Annotated in this window: 15 protein-coding genes and 2 riboswitches; of the genes, 10 read left to right on the top strand and 5 right to left on the bottom strand. The window is 41.9% G+C overall.

Annotated elements, in window-relative coordinates:
• Nucleotides 1-16 precede the first annotated feature (16 nt).
• From ACQYAC_RS12245 to ACQYAC_RS12200, 10 genes are all read left to right on the top strand, one after another.
• Nucleotides 17-1,144: a hypothetical protein gene (locus ACQYAC_RS12245; RefSeq protein WP_058013310.1), complete on the top strand. Its 1,128-nt coding sequence runs from the start codon at nucleotides 17-19 to the stop codon at nucleotides 1,142-1,144.
• Nucleotides 1,145-1,200: 56 nt separating this feature from the next.
• A riboswitch (TPP riboswitch) is annotated at nucleotides 1,201-1,304 on the top strand.
• Nucleotides 1,305-1,391: 87 nt separating this feature from the next.
• The gene (gene tenA / locus ACQYAC_RS12240; RefSeq protein ID WP_429943383.1) at nucleotides 1,392-2,078 is read left to right on the top strand and encodes a thiaminase II; all 687 of its coding nucleotides are present in this window, start codon (nucleotides 1,392-1,394) and stop codon (nucleotides 2,076-2,078) included.
• Nucleotides 2,075-2,674 carry an ECF transporter S component gene (locus ACQYAC_RS12235; RefSeq protein ID WP_429943382.1) on the top strand — a complete coding sequence of 200 codons (600 nt, stop codon included), beginning with the start codon at nucleotides 2,075-2,077 and terminating at the stop codon, nucleotides 2,672-2,674. The genes tenA and ACQYAC_RS12235 overlap by 4 nt, the downstream gene beginning before the upstream one ends.
• Nucleotides 2,649-4,247, top strand: coding sequence for an ABC transporter ATP-binding protein (locus tag ACQYAC_RS12230; protein WP_429943381.1), 1,599 nt, complete (start codon nucleotides 2,649-2,651; stop codon nucleotides 4,245-4,247). The genes ACQYAC_RS12235 and ACQYAC_RS12230 overlap by 26 nt, the downstream gene beginning before the upstream one ends.
• The gene (locus tag ACQYAC_RS12225; protein WP_058013314.1) at nucleotides 4,237-4,971 is read left to right on the top strand and encodes an energy-coupling factor transporter transmembrane component T family protein; all 735 of its coding nucleotides are present in this window, start codon (nucleotides 4,237-4,239) and stop codon (nucleotides 4,969-4,971) included. The genes ACQYAC_RS12230 and ACQYAC_RS12225 overlap by 11 nt, the downstream gene beginning before the upstream one ends.
• 150 nt (nucleotides 4,972-5,121) lie before the next feature.
• Entirely contained in the window at nucleotides 5,122-5,961 is an 840-nt protein-coding gene (locus ACQYAC_RS12220; RefSeq protein WP_169056010.1) for a methyl-accepting chemotaxis protein, read from the top strand.
• Nucleotides 5,962-6,133: 172 nt separating this feature from the next.
• Entirely contained in the window at nucleotides 6,134-6,949 is an 816-nt protein-coding gene (locus tag ACQYAC_RS12215; RefSeq protein ID WP_429943380.1) for a YwqG family protein, read from the top strand.
• A 224-nt stretch (nucleotides 6,950-7,173) separates the two neighbouring features.
• Nucleotides 7,174-8,007, top strand: a complete 834-nt coding sequence (gene licT / locus ACQYAC_RS12210; protein ID WP_058013317.1) for a BglG family transcription antiterminator LicT — start codon at nucleotides 7,174-7,176, stop codon at nucleotides 8,005-8,007.
• 327 nt (nucleotides 8,008-8,334) lie between these two features.
• Entirely contained in the window at nucleotides 8,335-10,242 is a 1,908-nt protein-coding gene (locus ACQYAC_RS12205) for a beta-glucoside-specific PTS transporter subunit IIABC (RefSeq protein WP_429943379.1), read from the top strand.
• A complete protein-coding gene (locus tag ACQYAC_RS12200; protein ID WP_429943378.1) occupies nucleotides 10,214-11,632 on the top strand; it encodes a glycoside hydrolase family 1 protein in 1,419 nt (472 codons plus the stop codon). The genes ACQYAC_RS12205 and ACQYAC_RS12200 overlap by 29 nt, the downstream gene beginning before the upstream one ends.
• A 54-nt stretch (nucleotides 11,633-11,686) precedes the next feature.
• Here ACQYAC_RS12200 and ACQYAC_RS12195 read toward each other — a convergent pair whose 3' ends face one another.
• The 5 genes from ACQYAC_RS12195 to ACQYAC_RS12175 all read right to left on the bottom strand — a co-directional run bounded on the left by ACQYAC_RS12195 (nucleotide 11,687) and on the right by ACQYAC_RS12175 (nucleotide 17,841).
• Nucleotides 11,687-12,811, bottom strand: a complete 1,125-nt coding sequence (locus tag ACQYAC_RS12195; protein WP_058013320.1) for a 5-methyltetrahydropteroyltriglutamate--homocysteine S-methyltransferase — start codon at nucleotides 12,809-12,811, stop codon at nucleotides 11,687-11,689.
• 87 nt (nucleotides 12,812-12,898) lie between these two features.
• A riboswitch (SAM riboswitch) is annotated at nucleotides 12,899-13,011 on the bottom strand.
• Nucleotides 13,012-13,092: 81 nt separating this feature from the next.
• A complete protein-coding gene (locus tag ACQYAC_RS12190) occupies nucleotides 13,093-14,412 on the bottom strand; it encodes a gluconate:H+ symporter (RefSeq protein ID WP_410581504.1) in 1,320 nt (439 codons plus the stop codon).
• A gap of 52 nt (nucleotides 14,413-14,464) precedes the next feature.
• The gene (locus tag ACQYAC_RS12185) at nucleotides 14,465-15,886 is read right to left on the bottom strand and encodes a four-carbon acid sugar kinase family protein (protein WP_429943377.1); all 1,422 of its coding nucleotides are present in this window, start codon (nucleotides 15,884-15,886) and stop codon (nucleotides 14,465-14,467) included.
• 7 nt (nucleotides 15,887-15,893) lie between these two features.
• Nucleotides 15,894-16,787 carry a 2-hydroxy-3-oxopropionate reductase gene (garR, locus tag ACQYAC_RS12180; protein ID WP_058013323.1) on the bottom strand — a complete coding sequence of 298 codons (894 nt, stop codon included), beginning with the start codon at nucleotides 16,785-16,787 and terminating at the stop codon, nucleotides 15,894-15,896.
• A 196-nt stretch (nucleotides 16,788-16,983) separates the two neighbouring features.
• Nucleotides 16,984-17,841: a MurR/RpiR family transcriptional regulator gene (locus ACQYAC_RS12175; RefSeq protein ID WP_186306799.1), complete on the bottom strand. Its 858-nt coding sequence runs from the start codon at nucleotides 17,839-17,841 to the stop codon at nucleotides 16,984-16,986.
• Between the last annotated feature and the right edge of the window lie 75 nt (nucleotides 17,842-17,916).

Here is a 17,916-nt window from a genome sequence, read left to right as displayed (position 1 = left end):
AAAAGGGGATGTTCCTGTGAGAGCAATTTTTGGGAAAATCACTGCAGCTTTATTATCCATTCTACTCGTCACAACAGGTTTATTTTCACCAGCATTAAAAGCAGAAGAAGCACCGAAATCAGATGGGAAATTGTCACCACTGACGGAAAAAGCCATTCAGCAAGTGCAAGACTCGTTTTTGAAACAGGATGAAGGAACCGCTATCCAAAAGAAGCAGCTAAAAAAATCTTTTAAAGTAGATAAGAAAAATGGAATCAGTATCAAACGAAAAGCCGCTAAAGATGGTCAGATGCGTACATCTTCTGTTCGCTCCATTGATGGACTAGCCATCAACCAATCGGTTGTCTTATCAGAAAATGACCCAGTCGATTTATGGTTGTTAAGTACGACTTCACCTCAGGCACTCATCAGCCGAATTACCTCTTCAAATCCCGATTATTTCGTACAATTATTTGTTGTTGATTATGAAACTGGACAAGCTTATCCGACGGACTTGATTCAGCCGGCAGGCAGTCTCCTTGGTTTGACCAATTTACCAGCAGGTGACTACGCATTCGGTATCACAAGCGGTGGAGATTTCGGAGACTCTTACACGTTACAAGTGAATGCAAAAAACCCACCCAATTTCACTGGGGCTGTTTCCCTCTCCTCAACCTTGCAATACTTTGTAGCTGAGTATGCGAATGGGGATGTTTTCGCTAATGGGACTAAAGTGTATAACAAACAATCTAAGACCGCCGATTATAAATGGGAGCGTGTATTTTATTTCTCGTATGACGGAAAATATGATCAGAGAACCCATTCTGTTGAAAGTGTGAAAGTGAAAAGTATTTCTGCACCAGTATCGTACTCTGCTCCTTATGCGAGTTCATCTGAGGCTATTCTCGTCTACTTAGATGTGGAGACGTTATTTATGTATCATGAATCATCGTTTGCTAGCGGGCAATACTACCATAGTAGCTTTGTTGATACACTTGGGAAGACAACGCCAAGGCGTTTAGATATTGATGATATGACAAATTACGGCGATCATATTTTAGCTGTTGATTTGAAAACGGGAAAACCAATTGATTTCTTCAGTGTCCTTAATTTTTACTATGCTGCAGGGATCGAAAAGCTGCCTACGATCAGAACGTTGAATTAAGAAAGGCGGTTGACAGCAAATCTCCACATGTGTAGAGTAAAGATAATTAAATGACAAAAGTCCACTAGGGGAGTCATGTATGACTGAGACAAGAGGAAATCTTGGACCCTTTGAACCTGATCTAGTTTGTACTAGCGGAGGGAAGTGGAGCTGGACCTCGTCTTATTCATGATTGAATTGATAAGAAGGCCGCTCCATTCGGGGTGGCTTTTTCATTTATTCAACTGAAGAAGAGGAGGCTTTTTTTATGACGTTTTCAGCGCAATTAAGAGAAGAAACAGAACCATTATTTGAAGCCATTTATCAGCATCCGTTTGTCAGAGGGCTGGCAGCAGGAAAGCTGGAAAAGGAACAAATCATTCATTACGTCAAACAAGATGCAGAATACTTACATGCTTTTATTAAAATTTATGCAGCGGCTCTTAGCAGATGTGCAGACAAAGAAGATATTGCCTTCTTCCATCAGCAGATTGCGTTTGTACTAGATAGCGAGACACACCCTCATCAAAATCTTTGCCGAGTGGCAGGTGTATCTTATGATGAGCTCCAAGGTGCCCCGCTTGCTCCGAGTGCTCATCACTATATTCATCATATGCTGCAAGTCGCCAAGGAAGGCACGCTTGGGGAAATCATCGCTGTCCTGCTTCCATGCCCTTGGACATATTGGGAAATTGGAAAACGAATGCTCGCAGATGTGCAGCCTGACCCATCACATCCGTTTTATGAATGGATCACATTTTATGGAGGGTTAACCGACTCTATTACAGTAGAGCTTTGCAAGCGGCTCGATCAGCTGGCGGAAGCAGCAAGTGAGAAAGAAAAGGAAAAAATGAAACAGCACTTTATCTTAAGCTGTCAGCTTGAGTACAAGTTTTGGGACATGGCGTTTACGGTGGAAGATTGGCCAGTTCCATTGGAGGTGCATTCATCATGACATGGAAGATGAAAGAAGTTGTCCTTGCTGTTATTTTATCCGTTGCATGTGGTGTCATCTATTTAGGGTGGTCCACACTTTACTTACCCATTACAGCACTTGTTGGCCCAGCAGGAGGCAACATCATGTTTGGCATTTGGGTAATTGCCAGTCCAATCGTCGCGTATATCATCCAAAAGCCGGGAGCTGCCCTGATTGCAGAAACAGCCGCTGCCGCTGTGGAATTATTGACAGGCAGCCACTTCGGTCTTTCAGCCCTGCTGATTGGTGTATGCCAAGGACTTGGGGCAGAAATCGCCTTTGCTCTTTTTGGTTATAAACAATATCGCATGTGGACACTGATGCTGTCAGGTGCCTTTGCAGCTGTTGGAGCAATGGCTTACAGCCTCGTCGCAAATGGCTTTGGTTATTACACGCCTCAAGTTTTACTCATCACACTGATGACTCAAATCATTAGCGGAATGATACTGGGCGGATGTTTATCGAAAGTAGTGGTGGACGCATTATCTAAAACCGGTGTACTAAATCAATATGCCATCATGAAAGAAAAACGAAACAAAGGTGAACAGCATGGATTCATTTCTCGCGTGCAATAATCTCACTGTCCGTTTTTATGAACAGCCTCAGCCCGTTTTGCATCAAATCTCTCTTTCCATTCAAAAAGGAGAAAAGGTGCTTATTTTAGGACCAAGCGGCAGCGGTAAATCCACGCTCATCTCCGTTCTGGCTGGCATCATTCCAGAACATTTAGAAGCTGACATGCAGGGTGAAGTGATATTGCAAAGACATACAGGCGTCATGTTTCAGGACCCTGATTCCCAGTTTTGTATGCATCGCGTCAATGAAGAAATTGCCTTTAGCTTAGAGAACCGCTCCGTCCCTCGTGACGAGATGGATGGCATCATTCAACAGCTCATGCAAAAAGTTCAACTCGATGTCGATCCGAATACAGACATTCACACATTATCTGGCGGCATGAAACAGCGATTGGCGCTTGCTTGTTTACTAGCATTAGAGCCAGATGTGCTGTTCTTTGATGAACCGACCGCACAGCTTGATCCAGCAGGCAGAATGGAGATATTTCAACTTCTACAGCTGCTTGCAGCTGATGAGCGGCAAACGATGATTTTTGTAGAGCATGTGTTAGATGGTGTCATCGAATGGATGGACCGGGTGATTTTATTAGACGATCAAGGCAGCATTTTAGCAGATGGTTCTCCAAAAGATGTGCTCGTGACATATGAAAAAGAAACGAAAGAGGCAGGAATTTGGCGGCCGAAATTATTTCCCGAGAAATGGTCTACGATCCTTCAAGATCCATTTCATCCGATGAGTCACACGCTTAAGCAAACCTTTGAAACGAGAAAAGAGCAGCATAAACAAGTGCCGTCGACTGAGCGTGAGACCATCATTCGCTCAGAAGATCTTCAATTAAGCTACGGGAAAAAAAGGATTATGAATGATCTTCAGCTTGATATCAAAGCAGGGGATTGGGTGGCGATCATTGGGGAAAATGGAAGCGGGAAAAGTACATGTCTTAAACATTTGGTTCGTTTAGAGCCTGCGAAAAAAGGCCGTATTTTTTTAAAAGAGACGCTTCTAAAACAGTGGTCTGACCGAGAACTATATGAAAAAGCAGGCTTTGTGTTTCAAAATCCGGAGCTTCAATTCATACAAGATACAGTGTTCGATGAAATTGCATTTGGTGGAAGGCAGCGTAATTGGCCAGAATCCGTTGTGCAAGAAAAAACAATTCAGCTATTGAAAGAGTTCGGTTTAGAAAAACATGCAAAAGCTCATCCTTTCACTTTAAGCTTAGGCCAAAAAAGAAGGTTGAGTGTGGCCACAATGCTCCTTTTTGATCAGGATGTCCTATTGTTAGACGAGCCAACTTTCGGACAGGATGAAAGAACAGCGAAGGAATTAATCAGGCGCTTGAAAGAGCGTCAACGCCAAGGTACCACAATTTTAATGGTCACACATGATATGGACCTTGTCGATGAGTGTGCCGATCAAGTGCTTCTTTTTCATCAAGGAAAGCATGTGTATGATGGCACGCCTTATGATTTGTTTTCAAATCAGGAACTTGTCGATGCTTATCAGCTGAGAGCCCCGCTGCATTATCGCTATGTGGCTGAAAGAAAGGATGTGCTGACGATTGCAAAGTAATCACTCCTTTCTTTCCACTGTGAATCCAGTCATCAAATTACTCGCTCATCTGCTTGCCATGTGTTGTCTCATGGCGATATCTGATCCTAAAACAACCTTCATCATCTGGCTGTTTGCACTTTGTGTTGGACTTGTCTTAGGCGGATGGAATTTGAAGTATCTTTTCACAAGGCTTGTCCCTTATCTGCTCTTTTTTATTCTCGTGTTTTGGATGATGGCGGCCTTTGGCAAGGGGGATCATACTGTTTGGAAATGGGCATGGTTTCATATGACAGAGGAGAGTTTAAGAAATGGACTCACCATCGCTCTCAGAATGCTTGGCTTTGTGACATTCGGTCTTTTGTTTACGTCCACAACAGATTTGACAGCATTTATGATGAGCCTCATTCATCAGTGCAAAATGTCGCCAAAATGGGCGTATGGAATGCTTGCTGGCTTCCGGTTTATTCCGTTATTTCAAAGTGAATTAAAGCAAATGAAGGCGGCACATAAAATCAGAGGCTATAAGCAAAAAAACAGCTGGAAAGCCTTTATGCGTTATGCACTTCCACTTTTTACACAAGGCGTAAGAAAATCAGAACGTTTGGCCATTGCGATGGAAGCAAGAGGCTTCACGGGTGAGAGGGAGCGGACGTATTATCATGTCATCAGCACTTCATGGATCGACTATATGTATCTTTTGCTCATCGTTATCAGTGTCTTGATATGCATGACCTTTTTTTAAAAATCCCCCACATTCTCTTGATAGAATGTGGGCTTTTTATATGTCTTAGGTCATTTGATTGATATTAGTACACATTACAGGCTGTAATAGATCTTATAACGAACCGATAAAGAGGATGTACTGAGAAAAAGAGAGGATGAACGTGAGCGAATGTCACAGAAAATTGATAACATAATAGACGCTTTACCAATCATTGGACTAGCTATGAGAGAGCAACTAACCTTTTCTGTTTTAGGGAAAGAGAAGGTTCTTTATTATCAGCAACACGGAAACATTGACCTAGGGTTTAAAGCTGGAGATATCGTAGCTCCAGGATTCGAAAACTTTTCTATGTTGAAAAATGGGAGAGAGCCATCGTTTATTCAAATTCCGAAAGAAGTATACGGGATTCCAATGGATATTGTAGCTGTTCCAGTTAAAGATGAAACGGGTCAAGTAGTCGCTGCTTTCTGCGTGGCCTATGATCAAACCAATCAACAACGATTAGATGATATCATGACGGAGAGCAACCAAGCTTCCGAAAAACTAGTCGCAATGGTACAGCAAGTTGCTGCACATTCAGAGGAACTACAAGCGACAAGTGAACAAATTCTGCAAAACACGAAAACCACTGTAGAAAATTCCTCTAAAATCAATCAAGTGTCCAATCTTATCAAAGGTATCTCTGATCAAACGAACTTACTTGGACTCAACGCATCAATTGAGGCTGCAAGAGTAGGTGAAGCAGGAGCAGGCTTTGGAGTGGTCGCAACGGAAGTGAGAAAGCTGTCAACTCATGCGAAACAAGCGACGACTGATATTGAAACAGCGTTAAAAGATGTGCAGGGATCGATTAAAGGAATGGAAGAAGAAATAGCACAAATTGTCGCTTCTTCTGAGCATCAAGCAGAGCTTGTAGGCACGTTCACAAAAATTATTGAAGGCCTTCATGAAACAAATGAAACGATGAAATCACTCGCAGAAGACTTAGTGAATTATCAAGTGAAATAAAAAATAGATTGACCGAAACCTCCAAATAAAATGGAGGTTTTTTTCGTTTTAAGGTGGGAAAGTTGTTAGGATATTGACCGATTTATCGCTGACAGGCAGGGTACACTTCTGTATGATAGAAAAAGAGATACTAGTCTGGTCAGTAGACCCATACATAAGGAGGAAGACCATCGTGACACAATCAGCGAAGCTGCAAGAAATCATAGCACCTTACCGGAAAATGTTAGACCAAACGGAACAGCCAACGATTCAACTAAAGATGAAACAAGGAAAAACAGGACCATACGACAGCAAAATTGCAGGTGATCCTTACTTCCCTAAAAACGACGAATATCCAGTTGATGGTGAAGGACACCCTATGAAGCTTTTGGCACAAATTAATTTTGGCCAGCTGCCGAAGCTGAAAGATTATCCAGAAACAGGACTTCTACAAATTTTTATTTCTGTGCATGATGATCTTTATGGGATGAATATTGACCATAAAACAGAGCAAAAAGATTTTCGGATCAAATTTATTGAGGAACCTTTCTTAGCAGAAAAAGAGTTGTTGACTGATTTTTCTTTTGTGAAAATTCCTGATGATTTTTATTTTCCTGTAACGAAGGAAGGCGCCATTACAGGTGAACGATCAAGTGAAACGATTAGTGTAGGAGATTTCCGCTTTGAGAAAATCACAGGTAAGCGGAGCTGGGACCTATTCGAAGATGTTGAAGGTATTGATGGAGATGCAGCGGATGCTTTGTTAGATGAATTTTATGAAACAGAGAGTGGCTTTGGTCACAAATTGGGTGGATATCCAGGCTTTACACAAGAGGACCCGCGTACCTACGAAGATCAGGAACATACCGTTCTGTTATTACAAATCGACTCAGATGATGAAGTGGATATGCTGTGGGGAGATTGCGGAATCGCCAACTTTTTTATCAAACCAGAAGACCTCAAACGAAAAAGTTTCGAGAATGTCGTCTATAATTGGGATTGCTCCTGATTTTGTAAAAAACACTCTTTATAGAGTGTTTTTGTGTATGTTTTTAGACTTTTTTGCCCCTATTTCGTCATTTTTGAGAGGTAATATGTCATTCTTTCTAGTTGACCGTATCAAAAAAAAATGTAAAATCATCTTAAAGTCCTCTTTTTTGAAAATAATAATAACATGACATATCAATCAACAATGAGATGCTCGAAAAAGCGGAATGTACTGGGGGGTATCAATTGATCATTTCGAAAGTAATCAATAATAATGTGGTCAGTGCGTATGATGACGAGCAGCATGAGCTGGTCATTATGGGCAGAGGGATCGCTTTTCAAAAGAAAAGTGGAGACCCGATTGACGAAGAACGTATTGAAAAAGTATTTTCCATTCAAAATAAAGATATATCAGAAAAATTCAAAACCCTGCTTTATGATATTCCAATCGAGTATATGCAAGTGTGTGAGGCGATTATTGATCATGCGAGAACAACCCTTAATAAAAATTTGAATGACAGTATCTATGTAACACTGACAGATCATATCACCTTTGCTATTGAACGTCATCAAAAAGGAATGGACATCAAAAATGCCCTACTCTGGGAAATTAAGCGGTTGTACAAAGATGAGTTTATGTGTGGTGTAGAAGCGATTCGGATTATTCAGGACAAGCTTAATATTCATCTTCCTGAGGATGAAGCCGGTTTTATTGCGATGCATATTGTCAATGCAGAGCTCAATGAAGAAATGCCGAACGTAATTCAAATTACCAAACTCATTCAAGATATTTTAAATATCGTTAAGTATCACTTTCAAATTGATTTAGACGAGGAATCATTAAACTATTTCCGTTTTGTCACGCATTTGAAGTTTTTTGGACAGCGTCTGTTTAACGAAACACAAATGGAAAATCAAAATGAATTCCTGTATGAAGTCGTAAAAGAGAAAAACACTGCAGCTTTCCAATGTGCTGAGAAAATTAACGATTATGTTCAAAAAGAACACAACCGAAGTCTCATAGAAGATGAGATGCTATATTTAACTTTGCATATCGACAGAGTGATAAAAAGAAAATAAATTTAAAAAGAAAGCGTTGACATCATAAAATTAACATGATACTTTATAACTATAAACAACATAACCCACAATCTTTTAGGATTGTTACTGGTCAAGCAGGCAAAACCTAAATCATTGTCCCTATCTTTGATAAGGCGTGATTTAGGTTTTTTTGTATCCAAAGACTTATAAAAATTAAATAACGATCAATCGCTATGAAGGATTGTTACTGGTTAAGCAGGCAAAACCTAAATATCGATTAATGTCTGAATCGCTATTTTTCGGACATTAATGGATGTTTAGGTTTTTTCTATATCATGATTTAATCAACGATTGGAGGGTAATACAATGAACCACAAACAAACAGCAAAAGAAGTTCTAGAGCTTGTCGGCGGTGAAAAGAATGTAAAGCAAGTCACGCATTGTATGACAAGACTTCGCTTCAACTTATACGATGAAGGCAAAGCGGATAAAGAGAAGCTGCAATCAACAGACGGGGTCATGGGTGTGAATCAAAGCGGAGGTCAATATCATGTCATTATTGGCAATGATGTTTCAAATGTCTATCAAGCGATGATTGCTGACTCAGGCCTGTCAACAGATGTAAAATCAGGCGGTACAGAAGAAGCGTCAAAACAAAATGTGATATCTAAGCTTTTCGATTTTATCTCTGGTGTCTTCACACCGATTCTTCCAGCCATTGCTGGTGCCGGTATGATCAAAGGGATCTTGGCACTCATGCTTACGTTCCAGTGGATATCGGATAAAAGCAGCACATATGCAATTTTAACAGCTATCGGCGACGGAGCCTTTTACTTCTTACCGATTCTGCTTGCTGTAAGCGTAGCCAAAAAAATTGGCACAAATCAGTATATCGCCGCTGCCATTGCAGCCGCCGCACTGCACCCGCAGTTAACGGCTTTACTAGGCGCAGGAAATACAGAATTTCTAGGGCTACCAGTGGTTGCCGTTGTGTACTCTTCATCGGTCATTCCGATTCTACTCACCATCTGGCTCGGCTCATATGTTGAAAGATTCGCGGAAAAATATAGCCCAAAATCATTGAAGATTATCCTTGTTCCAACGGTCACACTTCTTGTCGTAGTACCAATTATGCTTATTGCAGTAGGACCGCTTGGTGGGATTATCGGAAATGGCCTTTCAGGTGGAATTGATTTATTGTTCAAACATGCAGGTATTTTGGCTGGACTCTTGATCGGTGGCTTCATGTCACCATTGATCATTACGGGCATGCACTATGCACTACTCCCAATTATGATCAACAACATTACGTTAAACGGTTTTGACTTCATTCTTCCAATGATGTTTGTAGCAAATATGGCACAAGCAGGCGCAGCATTCGGTGTCTTCTTAAGATCAAAAAACAAAACATTTAAATCATTGGCGATGTCTACAAGTATCACTGCATTAATGGGTATTACTGAACCTGCTATGTATGGTGTGAACATGCGATTGAAAAAACCGTTCCTTGCAGCCCTCATTGGTGCAGCAGGCGGCGGCGTGTTCATGTCGATCTTTAAAGTAAAATCATATGTGATATCTGGATCAGCAGGTCTCCCGGGTCTCCCGACATTCATTGGCCCAACATTTGTCTACTCTATCATCGGCTTAGTAATTGCCTTTGTCGTAGCAACGATCATGACACTTGTTCTAGGATTCAAAGATGTACCAGTGAAAGATGATACAAAAGCAGACAAACCAGAAGAAAAGAAAGACACAGTAACACTTCAAAATGAAGTGGTACAAAGCCCGCTTGAAGGTCAACTAAAGCCGCTAAATCAAGTAAATGATGCAACATTCTCTAATGAAATCATGGGTAAAGGTACAGCTATTGTCCCAGCAGTTGGACGTGTAGTAGCACCATTTAACGGCAAGGTTGAAACCATTTTTCAAACGAAACATGCCATTGGCTTAAAGAGTGACCATGGCACTGAGCTTCTCATTCATGTTGGAATTGATACGGTGAAGCTCGGCGGAAAACATTTCACAAGTCATGTAGAGTCAGGTGATCTTGTTCAAGCAGGAGATGTGCTCGTTGAATTTGATATCGAGGGCATTCAGCAAGAAGGCTATGATGTCACCACACCAATTATTGTGACTAACACAAACGATTTTGCACAAGTTGATGCGAAAACAGAAGGCACGATTTCAGTACAAGAGACACTGCTCACAGTCAGTGTAGAAGAAAATGAGGAGGGCATTCAACATGAACAAGTTAGAAAAAACATTTCCTAAAGGTTTCTTATGGGGCGGCGCTGTTGCGGGCAACCAAATTGAAGGTGCTTATAATAAAGATGGAAAAGGCTTATCGACAGCTGATGTATCACCGCACGGGATTATGCATCCATTCGATGAATCAATGAAAGACTTAAACTTATATCATGATGCGATTGACTTTTACCATCGCTATAAAGAAGATATTGCACTCTTTGCAGAAATGGGATTCAAATGCTTCAGACTCTCTATTTCTTGGCCGCGTATTTTCCCAGATGGCGACGATGCGGAACCAAATGAAGCAGGTCTTGCTTTTTATGACAAAGTATTTGATGAACTGCATAAGCATGGAATTGAACCAGTTGTCACAATTTCTCATTATGAAATGCCGCTTGCACTTGTGAAAAACTACGGCGGTTGGAGAAACCGTAAGCTTGTCGATCTTTATGAAACATATGCGAAAACGTTGTTTACTCGCTATAAAGACAAAGTGAAATATTGGATGACCTTTAATGAAATCAACGTCGTGTTACATGCACCTTTCACAGGGGGCGGCCTTGTGTTTGAAGAAGGCGAAGACGAGAAGAGCATTCAATATCAAGCAGCGCATCACCAATTTGTTGCAAGTGCTTTAGCTGTCAAAGCAGGACACGAAATCATTCCTGATGCGAAAATCGGCTGTATGATTGCAGCGATGACAACTTATCCGTACAGCTCAAGACCAGAAGATATGTTTGCTGCAATGGATCAGGACCGTAAAACATTGTTCTTCTCAGATGTACAGGCAAGAGGCTACTACCCAGGTTACATGAAACGATACTTCCGCGAAAATGGAATTCATATTGAGATCCAAGATGGTGATGAAGACATCCTAAGAAACCATACAGTGGACTATATTGGCTTCAGCTATTACATGAGCTTTGTGACAAGTACAGATCCAGAGGTTCTTGGACAAGTGACTGGCGGTAACCTATTTGAAGGCGTGAAAAACCCTTATCTAGAAGCAAGTGATTGGGGATGGCAAATTGATCCAAAAGGACTTCGTACAACACTAAACCAACTATATGACCGCTACCAAAAACCATTGTTTATCGTAGAAAATGGATTGGGAGCTGTCGATCAAGTAGAAGAAGACGGTTCCATTCAAGACGATTACCGAATTGATTACCTCAGAAGCCATTTGCTAGAGGCGAGAGAAGCCATTGCAGACGGAGTAGACTTGATGGGTTATACAAGCTGGGGCCCAATTGACCTTGTCAGCGCATCAACAGCTGAAATGAAAAAACGCTACGGCTTCATTTATGTCGACCGTGATAACGAAGGAAAAGGTACATTAGATAGAAAGAAAAAGAAAAGCTTTGATTGGTATAAACAAGTGATTGCGACAAATGGTGATCATTTAGATGCATAAAAGAAAAAAGACAAACCGTTCATACTGCGGTTTGTCTTTTTTTCGTCAAGGGGACTATGAAGTCCACACTTGATCTGCAATCTCAATCACATGACGAAGCTTTTCCCATTGCTGCTCTTCTGTTAACAGATTGCCTTCCTCCGTTGAGGCGAACCCGCATTGCGGACTCAAGCAAATCTGGTTAATATCGACGTATTGAGCCGCTTCCGCGATTCGTTTTTTAATCTGTTCAGCCGGCTCAAGCTCACCGTATTTTGAAGTGACAAGCCCTAGTACGATTTGGAGATTTGGGTTTTTCACATAGCGAAGAGGTTCAAAACCGCCAGAACGATCATCGTCGAATTCTAAAAAGAGACCATCCAGATCTAAGCCAGCAAAAATCGTTTCTGCCGCTGCTTCATATCCGCCTTCAGCTGCCCACGTCGATTTAAAGTTACCACGGCAAATGTGCATAGTGATCACCAAATCCTCTGGACGATCAGCAACCGCTTCATTGATTGTCTTCGCAAATGACTCACGCAGTTCATCTTCTTCTCGGCCAAAGGCTTTGATTTGTTCATGCCCTTTTTCAGAAAAGAACACGGCCCATGCTGTATCATCCAGCTGTAGATAACGGCAGCCTGCATCATAAAAAGCACGGATGGCTTTCTTATACGCTTGTGCCACATCATGGTGGAATGCCTCTAGGCTGTCGTATACTCCTTCTTCAAGCTTTCCACGGAAAAAGAGCATATTCGGACTTGGAATCGTCATTTTAGCTGTATGATCACCAGCGATGCTGTGAAGGAATCGATAATCCTCCAGCATTGGATGATCGGTAAAGTCGATCTTGCCCGTTACCTTGATGCCCCGCGCTTTTGTCGTCGTATTGTGGAATTGAATACCTTGATCCGCTTCAAATCCTTCGACTCCATCTAATCCCTCAAGAAAGTCAAAATGCCACCAAGCACGTCTGAACTCTCCATCTGTGACAACCTCTAATCCAATCTCCTTTTGCTTCTCGACAATACGAGTAATTTCTTCATTTTCAATTTGTCGGAGCTGCTCTGCTGTGAGTGTACCGTCTGCTTTTTGCTTGCGTGCTTCCTTGATACGTTCTGAACGAAGTAAACTGCCTACTTGATCTGCGCGAAATGGCGGTTTCGTTGTTTTCTTTCCAATGGTTTGTACTTGTGTCATGCTGAATCCCTTCTTTCTACAGGTTAAAAATCAAATAAAAAAGCTCTTCCTTGGATAAGGAAGAGCATCATATACTGAGAGAACTCTGCCTTATCTTCAAACAAGCATCTGCTTGCTTAAGGAATTAGCACCATTCTGTTCCAAGGAACAGCGGTTGCCGGGTTTCACAGGGCCAGTCCCTCCACCACTCTTAATAAGGTTACCTTTTGATTCAATTTTCTTAATAAACATAATTATTAAACTTTTACGAGAGAAAGTCAATGGTTTTTACAGTTAATTTTCTACATGAACAAATCAGCGACGAGAACACCTGCTAGTCCGACAAGTGAAAGAACGGTCACCATCAAGGTCCACGTTTTAAAGGTTTGGGCCATAGACAGGTTGAAGTATTCTTTATAAATCCAGAAACCCGCATCATTCACGTGAGAGAACGTAATACTGCCGGCACCTGTTGCGATCACCATTAATTCTGGGCTCACACCTGTCAATCCAATCAAAGGAGCAGAAATGCCAGCCGCTGTGAGACCGGCGACAGTGGCTGATCCTAAAGATACACGAAGGACCGCGGCAATCAGCCAGGTGAGAAGCAGTGGAGAAAGTGTGCTTCCTTGCATGACTCCTGCAATGTATTGATCAACACCGCTATCAATGAGCACCTGTTTAAAGGCGCCGCCACCTGCAATAATTAATAAAATCATTGCAATAGAACCGATAGAATCTGTGATCGATTTCATCACATCCTGCATGCTCTTGCCTCTGCCAAGTCCAAACGTGTAGATAGCAAGAAGCACGGAGATTAACAGTGCAATGGCCGGTTCGCCTAAAAACTCAGCGGTTGGCAGTAATGGAGAGGACGGGAAGAAAATTTCTAAAAATGCTCTGAATGTCATGAGCAGTACAGGCAAAACAGCGGTGAAAATGCTAATGCCGAAGCTTGGCATTTCTTCTTCTGTAAATTCCTTTGGATTAAACAAGTTCTTTGGAATATGTGCGTGTAACTGATCTTGTTTAAATAGTTTTGTAAAGAGAAGTCCGCCTATTAAAACAGCAGGAATCGCTAAAATAATCCCAACTAATAAGGTTTGTCCCATGTTTGCTTGAAAGACATTTGCAATGGCAGTCGGCCCTGGATGAGGAGGGAGGAAGCCATGTGTGGTGATGAGTGCAGCGACGAGGGGCATACCCACATAAAGCACAGGAAGTCTTGCAGCTTGTGCGATCGTAAAGACTAGTGGAATTAAGATAATGAATCCGGTTTCATAAAATAGAGCAATTCCGATTACAAATCCAGTCAGCATCGTTGCCCATTGAATTCTTCCAATACCGAATCGGTCAATGAGTGTCATCGCAATACGCTGAGCTCCGCCAGAATCAGCCATCAATTTACCAAGCATCGCACCAAAACCGAGAACGAGTGCGAGGTGCCCGAGCGTACTGCCGAGTCCTTTTTCGACAGAAGCAATCGCTTCAAGTGGTGACATTCCTTCTAAAACAGCAACAATTAAAGAAACAATAATCAAAGATATGAAAGCGTTTAACTTAAAGACAACCATGAGTAAAAGCAATAATAAAACGCCAAGTCCGATAAACACTAACGACATCATCTTTCCTCCTTTGTGGTGCATAAGGGAGCGCGAAAACACCCCCTATGCTTTATCCTTCAAGTATGTCTACAGCTTCTTTTAACGTATCCCTTGAACCAACATTTCCCGGGAAAATCACATAAGACATAAAAGGGAATTTACTATCTTCGCCTGTTTGCCACACGGGAATCCCTGGTCTGATCTGCCCTGCTACGGTTGCACGTTTCACGTGAAGTCCTCTAGTACCAATATCGCTCGAGGTAATGCCACCTTTGGCAATGAGATACTTAGGACGAATTGTGAGACGCTGGACAATGCTTGTCACAGCATCACTAATTTTTACAGAGAGCTTCAATTCTTCCTCCTGACGATCATTCCCAAGATCAAGCCGTTCTCTTCTTGTATAAACAGCCACAGATTGACCAGATGCTAATAATGCTTCAGTTTGCTGAATCACGCGGTCAATTTCTTGTTGGAATGCTTCAGGCTCTAGCACGAGGTGTGTATTGAATTCAATAAAAGCTACCTCTTTATTTTGTTGAAGCGCCTTTAATTGATCTGTTGTCTTCTTCACATGAGAACCAATCATAATGAGACCACCGTGCGAGCTTTCTTCCTGTATCAAGTCATGTCTTGTTAATAAGGCACGATCCCCTATACCGCCAAGAACTTTTGTAAGTGCCGCCGCACTTCTGAACATGAGTTGCTTTCCTGCTTGAATGGCCTCAATGAGAGCGGTGACAAAGACTTTGACATCGTCATAGTCCACAGCGTTTACAACCACCTTTTTAAAATCGGTCACACTCAAGAGCTGTTTTTTTATTTGATCAATTCGTAAAGCCCGTAGATCATCTAACGAAATGTAGGTGGTGTTCTCTTTCGTGAACGATCCGTCTGACTTTTCTTCAATCCATTCTCCTAGATGAGATGACTGAAAGCCGAATGTGCGGTCTCGTGCAAATTCTGTGTCACTAGCAGGAATTAATTCGTGTCCTTCTTGGACGTAATGAATATTGTTGATCGTCAAGCGTCCACCTTCTTGGAAAAAAGGAAGAAGGATTTCTCCATCGAATTGGCGGGAGCTTTGTTGTTCAATCGAGGTTCTGAGTACGTCAGTTTCCAGCGGAAAGTGTCCACGAAGAGTGGAATCTCCTCGGCTGACAATGATGAAGTCCTGATCAACCCGTTCCGCTACCTTTACAATGGTTGAAGCGATTGTTTCGTGCACAGCCGCCGTTTCTTTCTCTGTCATACTGCGAGAGTTGGTCAAAATAAAGAACATGCGGCTGTCTTCAAGAAAACCGGCTTTGATGCTTTCTTCTGACCAATCGGTGAAAACAGAGACGCCATGTACGGTTTGAATCCCTGTTGGATCATCATCTAATACAATGACTTTATGATGAAAGCTGTTCAGTGCTTGTTCGTATGCTGATTGAATAATCTTTACATCCGTTTTCGGAAGGGTATTCAGTATGTCAGTGCTTTTCTTCATGACTATCTCATCCTTTCTTCACTTCGACATGAGCCATTTTTTCGTAATATTGAACGATGCCGCCATGGTCAAGCCCAGATTTTCCGTCCGCTTTGAGCGCGTGGAAAATTTCGAGCAGCTGGCTAGAAAGCGGGAGAGGAACGCCGATATCATGAGCAGTTTCCATCACATTGGTTAAATCCTTTAAGTTGATGTCGATACGTCCGCCTGGTTCAAAGTTTCGTTCTAAAATGAGAGGGACCTTTGCATCGAGAACAGCACTTCCTGCCAGCCCACCGCGAATGGCTTCATACATTTTGTCAATGGCAATGCCCGATTTAGCAGCAAGAACGAGCGCCTCGGACATAGCGGCAATATTTAAGTTGACGATGATTTGATTGGCGAGCTTCGCTGTTGTTCCGCTTCCATTTGTGCCAACTAATACAACCTCTGTGCCCATCGCAAGCAGGACATCCTTCACTTGCTCAAAGATGGCTTCTTCGCCGCCAGCCATGATGGCAAGTGTTCCGTCTATTGCCTTCGGTTCTCCGCCGCTGACAGGCGCATCGATAAATTCCACCTGATGCTGTTTTGTAAGAGCAGCTAAAGCTCTAGAAGTAACAGGGGAAATTGAGCTCATATCTACGACAATAGTGCCAGGTTTAGCTGTAGCTAAAATACCATGATCACCTGAAACAACTGCCTCTACATGCTCTCCTTTAGGAAGCATTGTAATAATGATATCGCTTTCAGTAGCGGCATCAGCTGCTGAAACGGCACCTTTTGCTCCGGCTTTTTGTAACGCTTGAATCGCTTCCTCATTTAGATCGAACACAGTCACAGTATGACCGGCTTTTAATAGATTGAGCGCCATAGGCTTTCCCATAATACCTAATCCAATGAATCCAATTTTCTTTGTCACATGGAACGCCTCCTATAGAAAACCCTTACAAAAAGCGCTTTCTTTTTCATTTGTTAGTATATATACTATCTTCCATTTTTGATAGTAGTAAATAAACTATTGTCCATTTAATGTACATGACGTGTTAGGAATGTGTCAACGGAAAATATGAGAAAAGTCACAAAAAAAGACCGGAATCAGCTCCGGCCTTTTGCGTTCATGTTTTATTTTTAGCTACGGCTAATCGAGATCTTTTCACATTTTCTATGGCATTTGATCCTAGTTCTAAAACAGCGGCGACGTATAGTACATCAATGATCACAAGCTGGTTAATACGGGAGATCATGGAGTCAGATCGATAGGTTGTCTCCCTAGAGGAACTGAGCAGATGAAAGTCAGATCGCTTTGCGAGCTCTGATTTCGGATAGCTGGTGATAGAGGCAACCTTTGCTCCCTTTTCTTTAGCAAATTGCACGGCATCAAGAATTTCTCTACTCTCTCCTGAATGGGAGATCGCAACGATAAAATCGTGTTCCGTGGCGTGAGTTGCAATCATGTTCATCATATGCGGATCGCTGCATAGACTCACTTCAAAACCAAGCTGGAGGAACTTATGATAAGCATCCCCAGCAATAAAGCTGGATGCACCGGCTCCGAAGAAGACGGTTTTATGTGCCTGATTCATTTGTTCAATGAATTGCGTGACGGCATGGTCTTCTAATATATGTTTCATGTCTTGAATAGAGTTTGTTGTTAACTCTATGACCTTATGTTTAATGTCAGCTACACTATCGGATGCCTCGATCTCACCATATATGGACTGGGGTGTATTGGTTGCTATATCCTGTGCGACATGGACACGAAACACTTGGTACGATTCATAGCCAATTTTCCGTAAAAACCGAAAGATCGTCGTTTCACTTGTATTGCATTCAGCAGCGAGTGCACTAATGGAATGAAGCACAACTTTCTGAGGGTTTTCTAAAATGTAATTGGCAATCTTTTTCTGGGTTGGAGACAAACTATGAAACGTCGTCCGGATGTGACTAAAAATATTCTCTTCTATGATAAACACCACACTTCATCTAGCATTCTACATTAAGCATACAGGAACTTATGAAAACGGTAAACAAACCCGAAGTGGAAAAAG

It is taken from the genome of Bacillus sp. MM09(2025) (genome assembly GCF_050496725.1).
Classification (GTDB): Bacteria; Bacillota; Bacilli; order Bacillales; family Bacillaceae; genus Bacillus; species Bacillus pumilus.
This window is presented reverse-complemented; position numbering and strand designations above follow the sequence as displayed.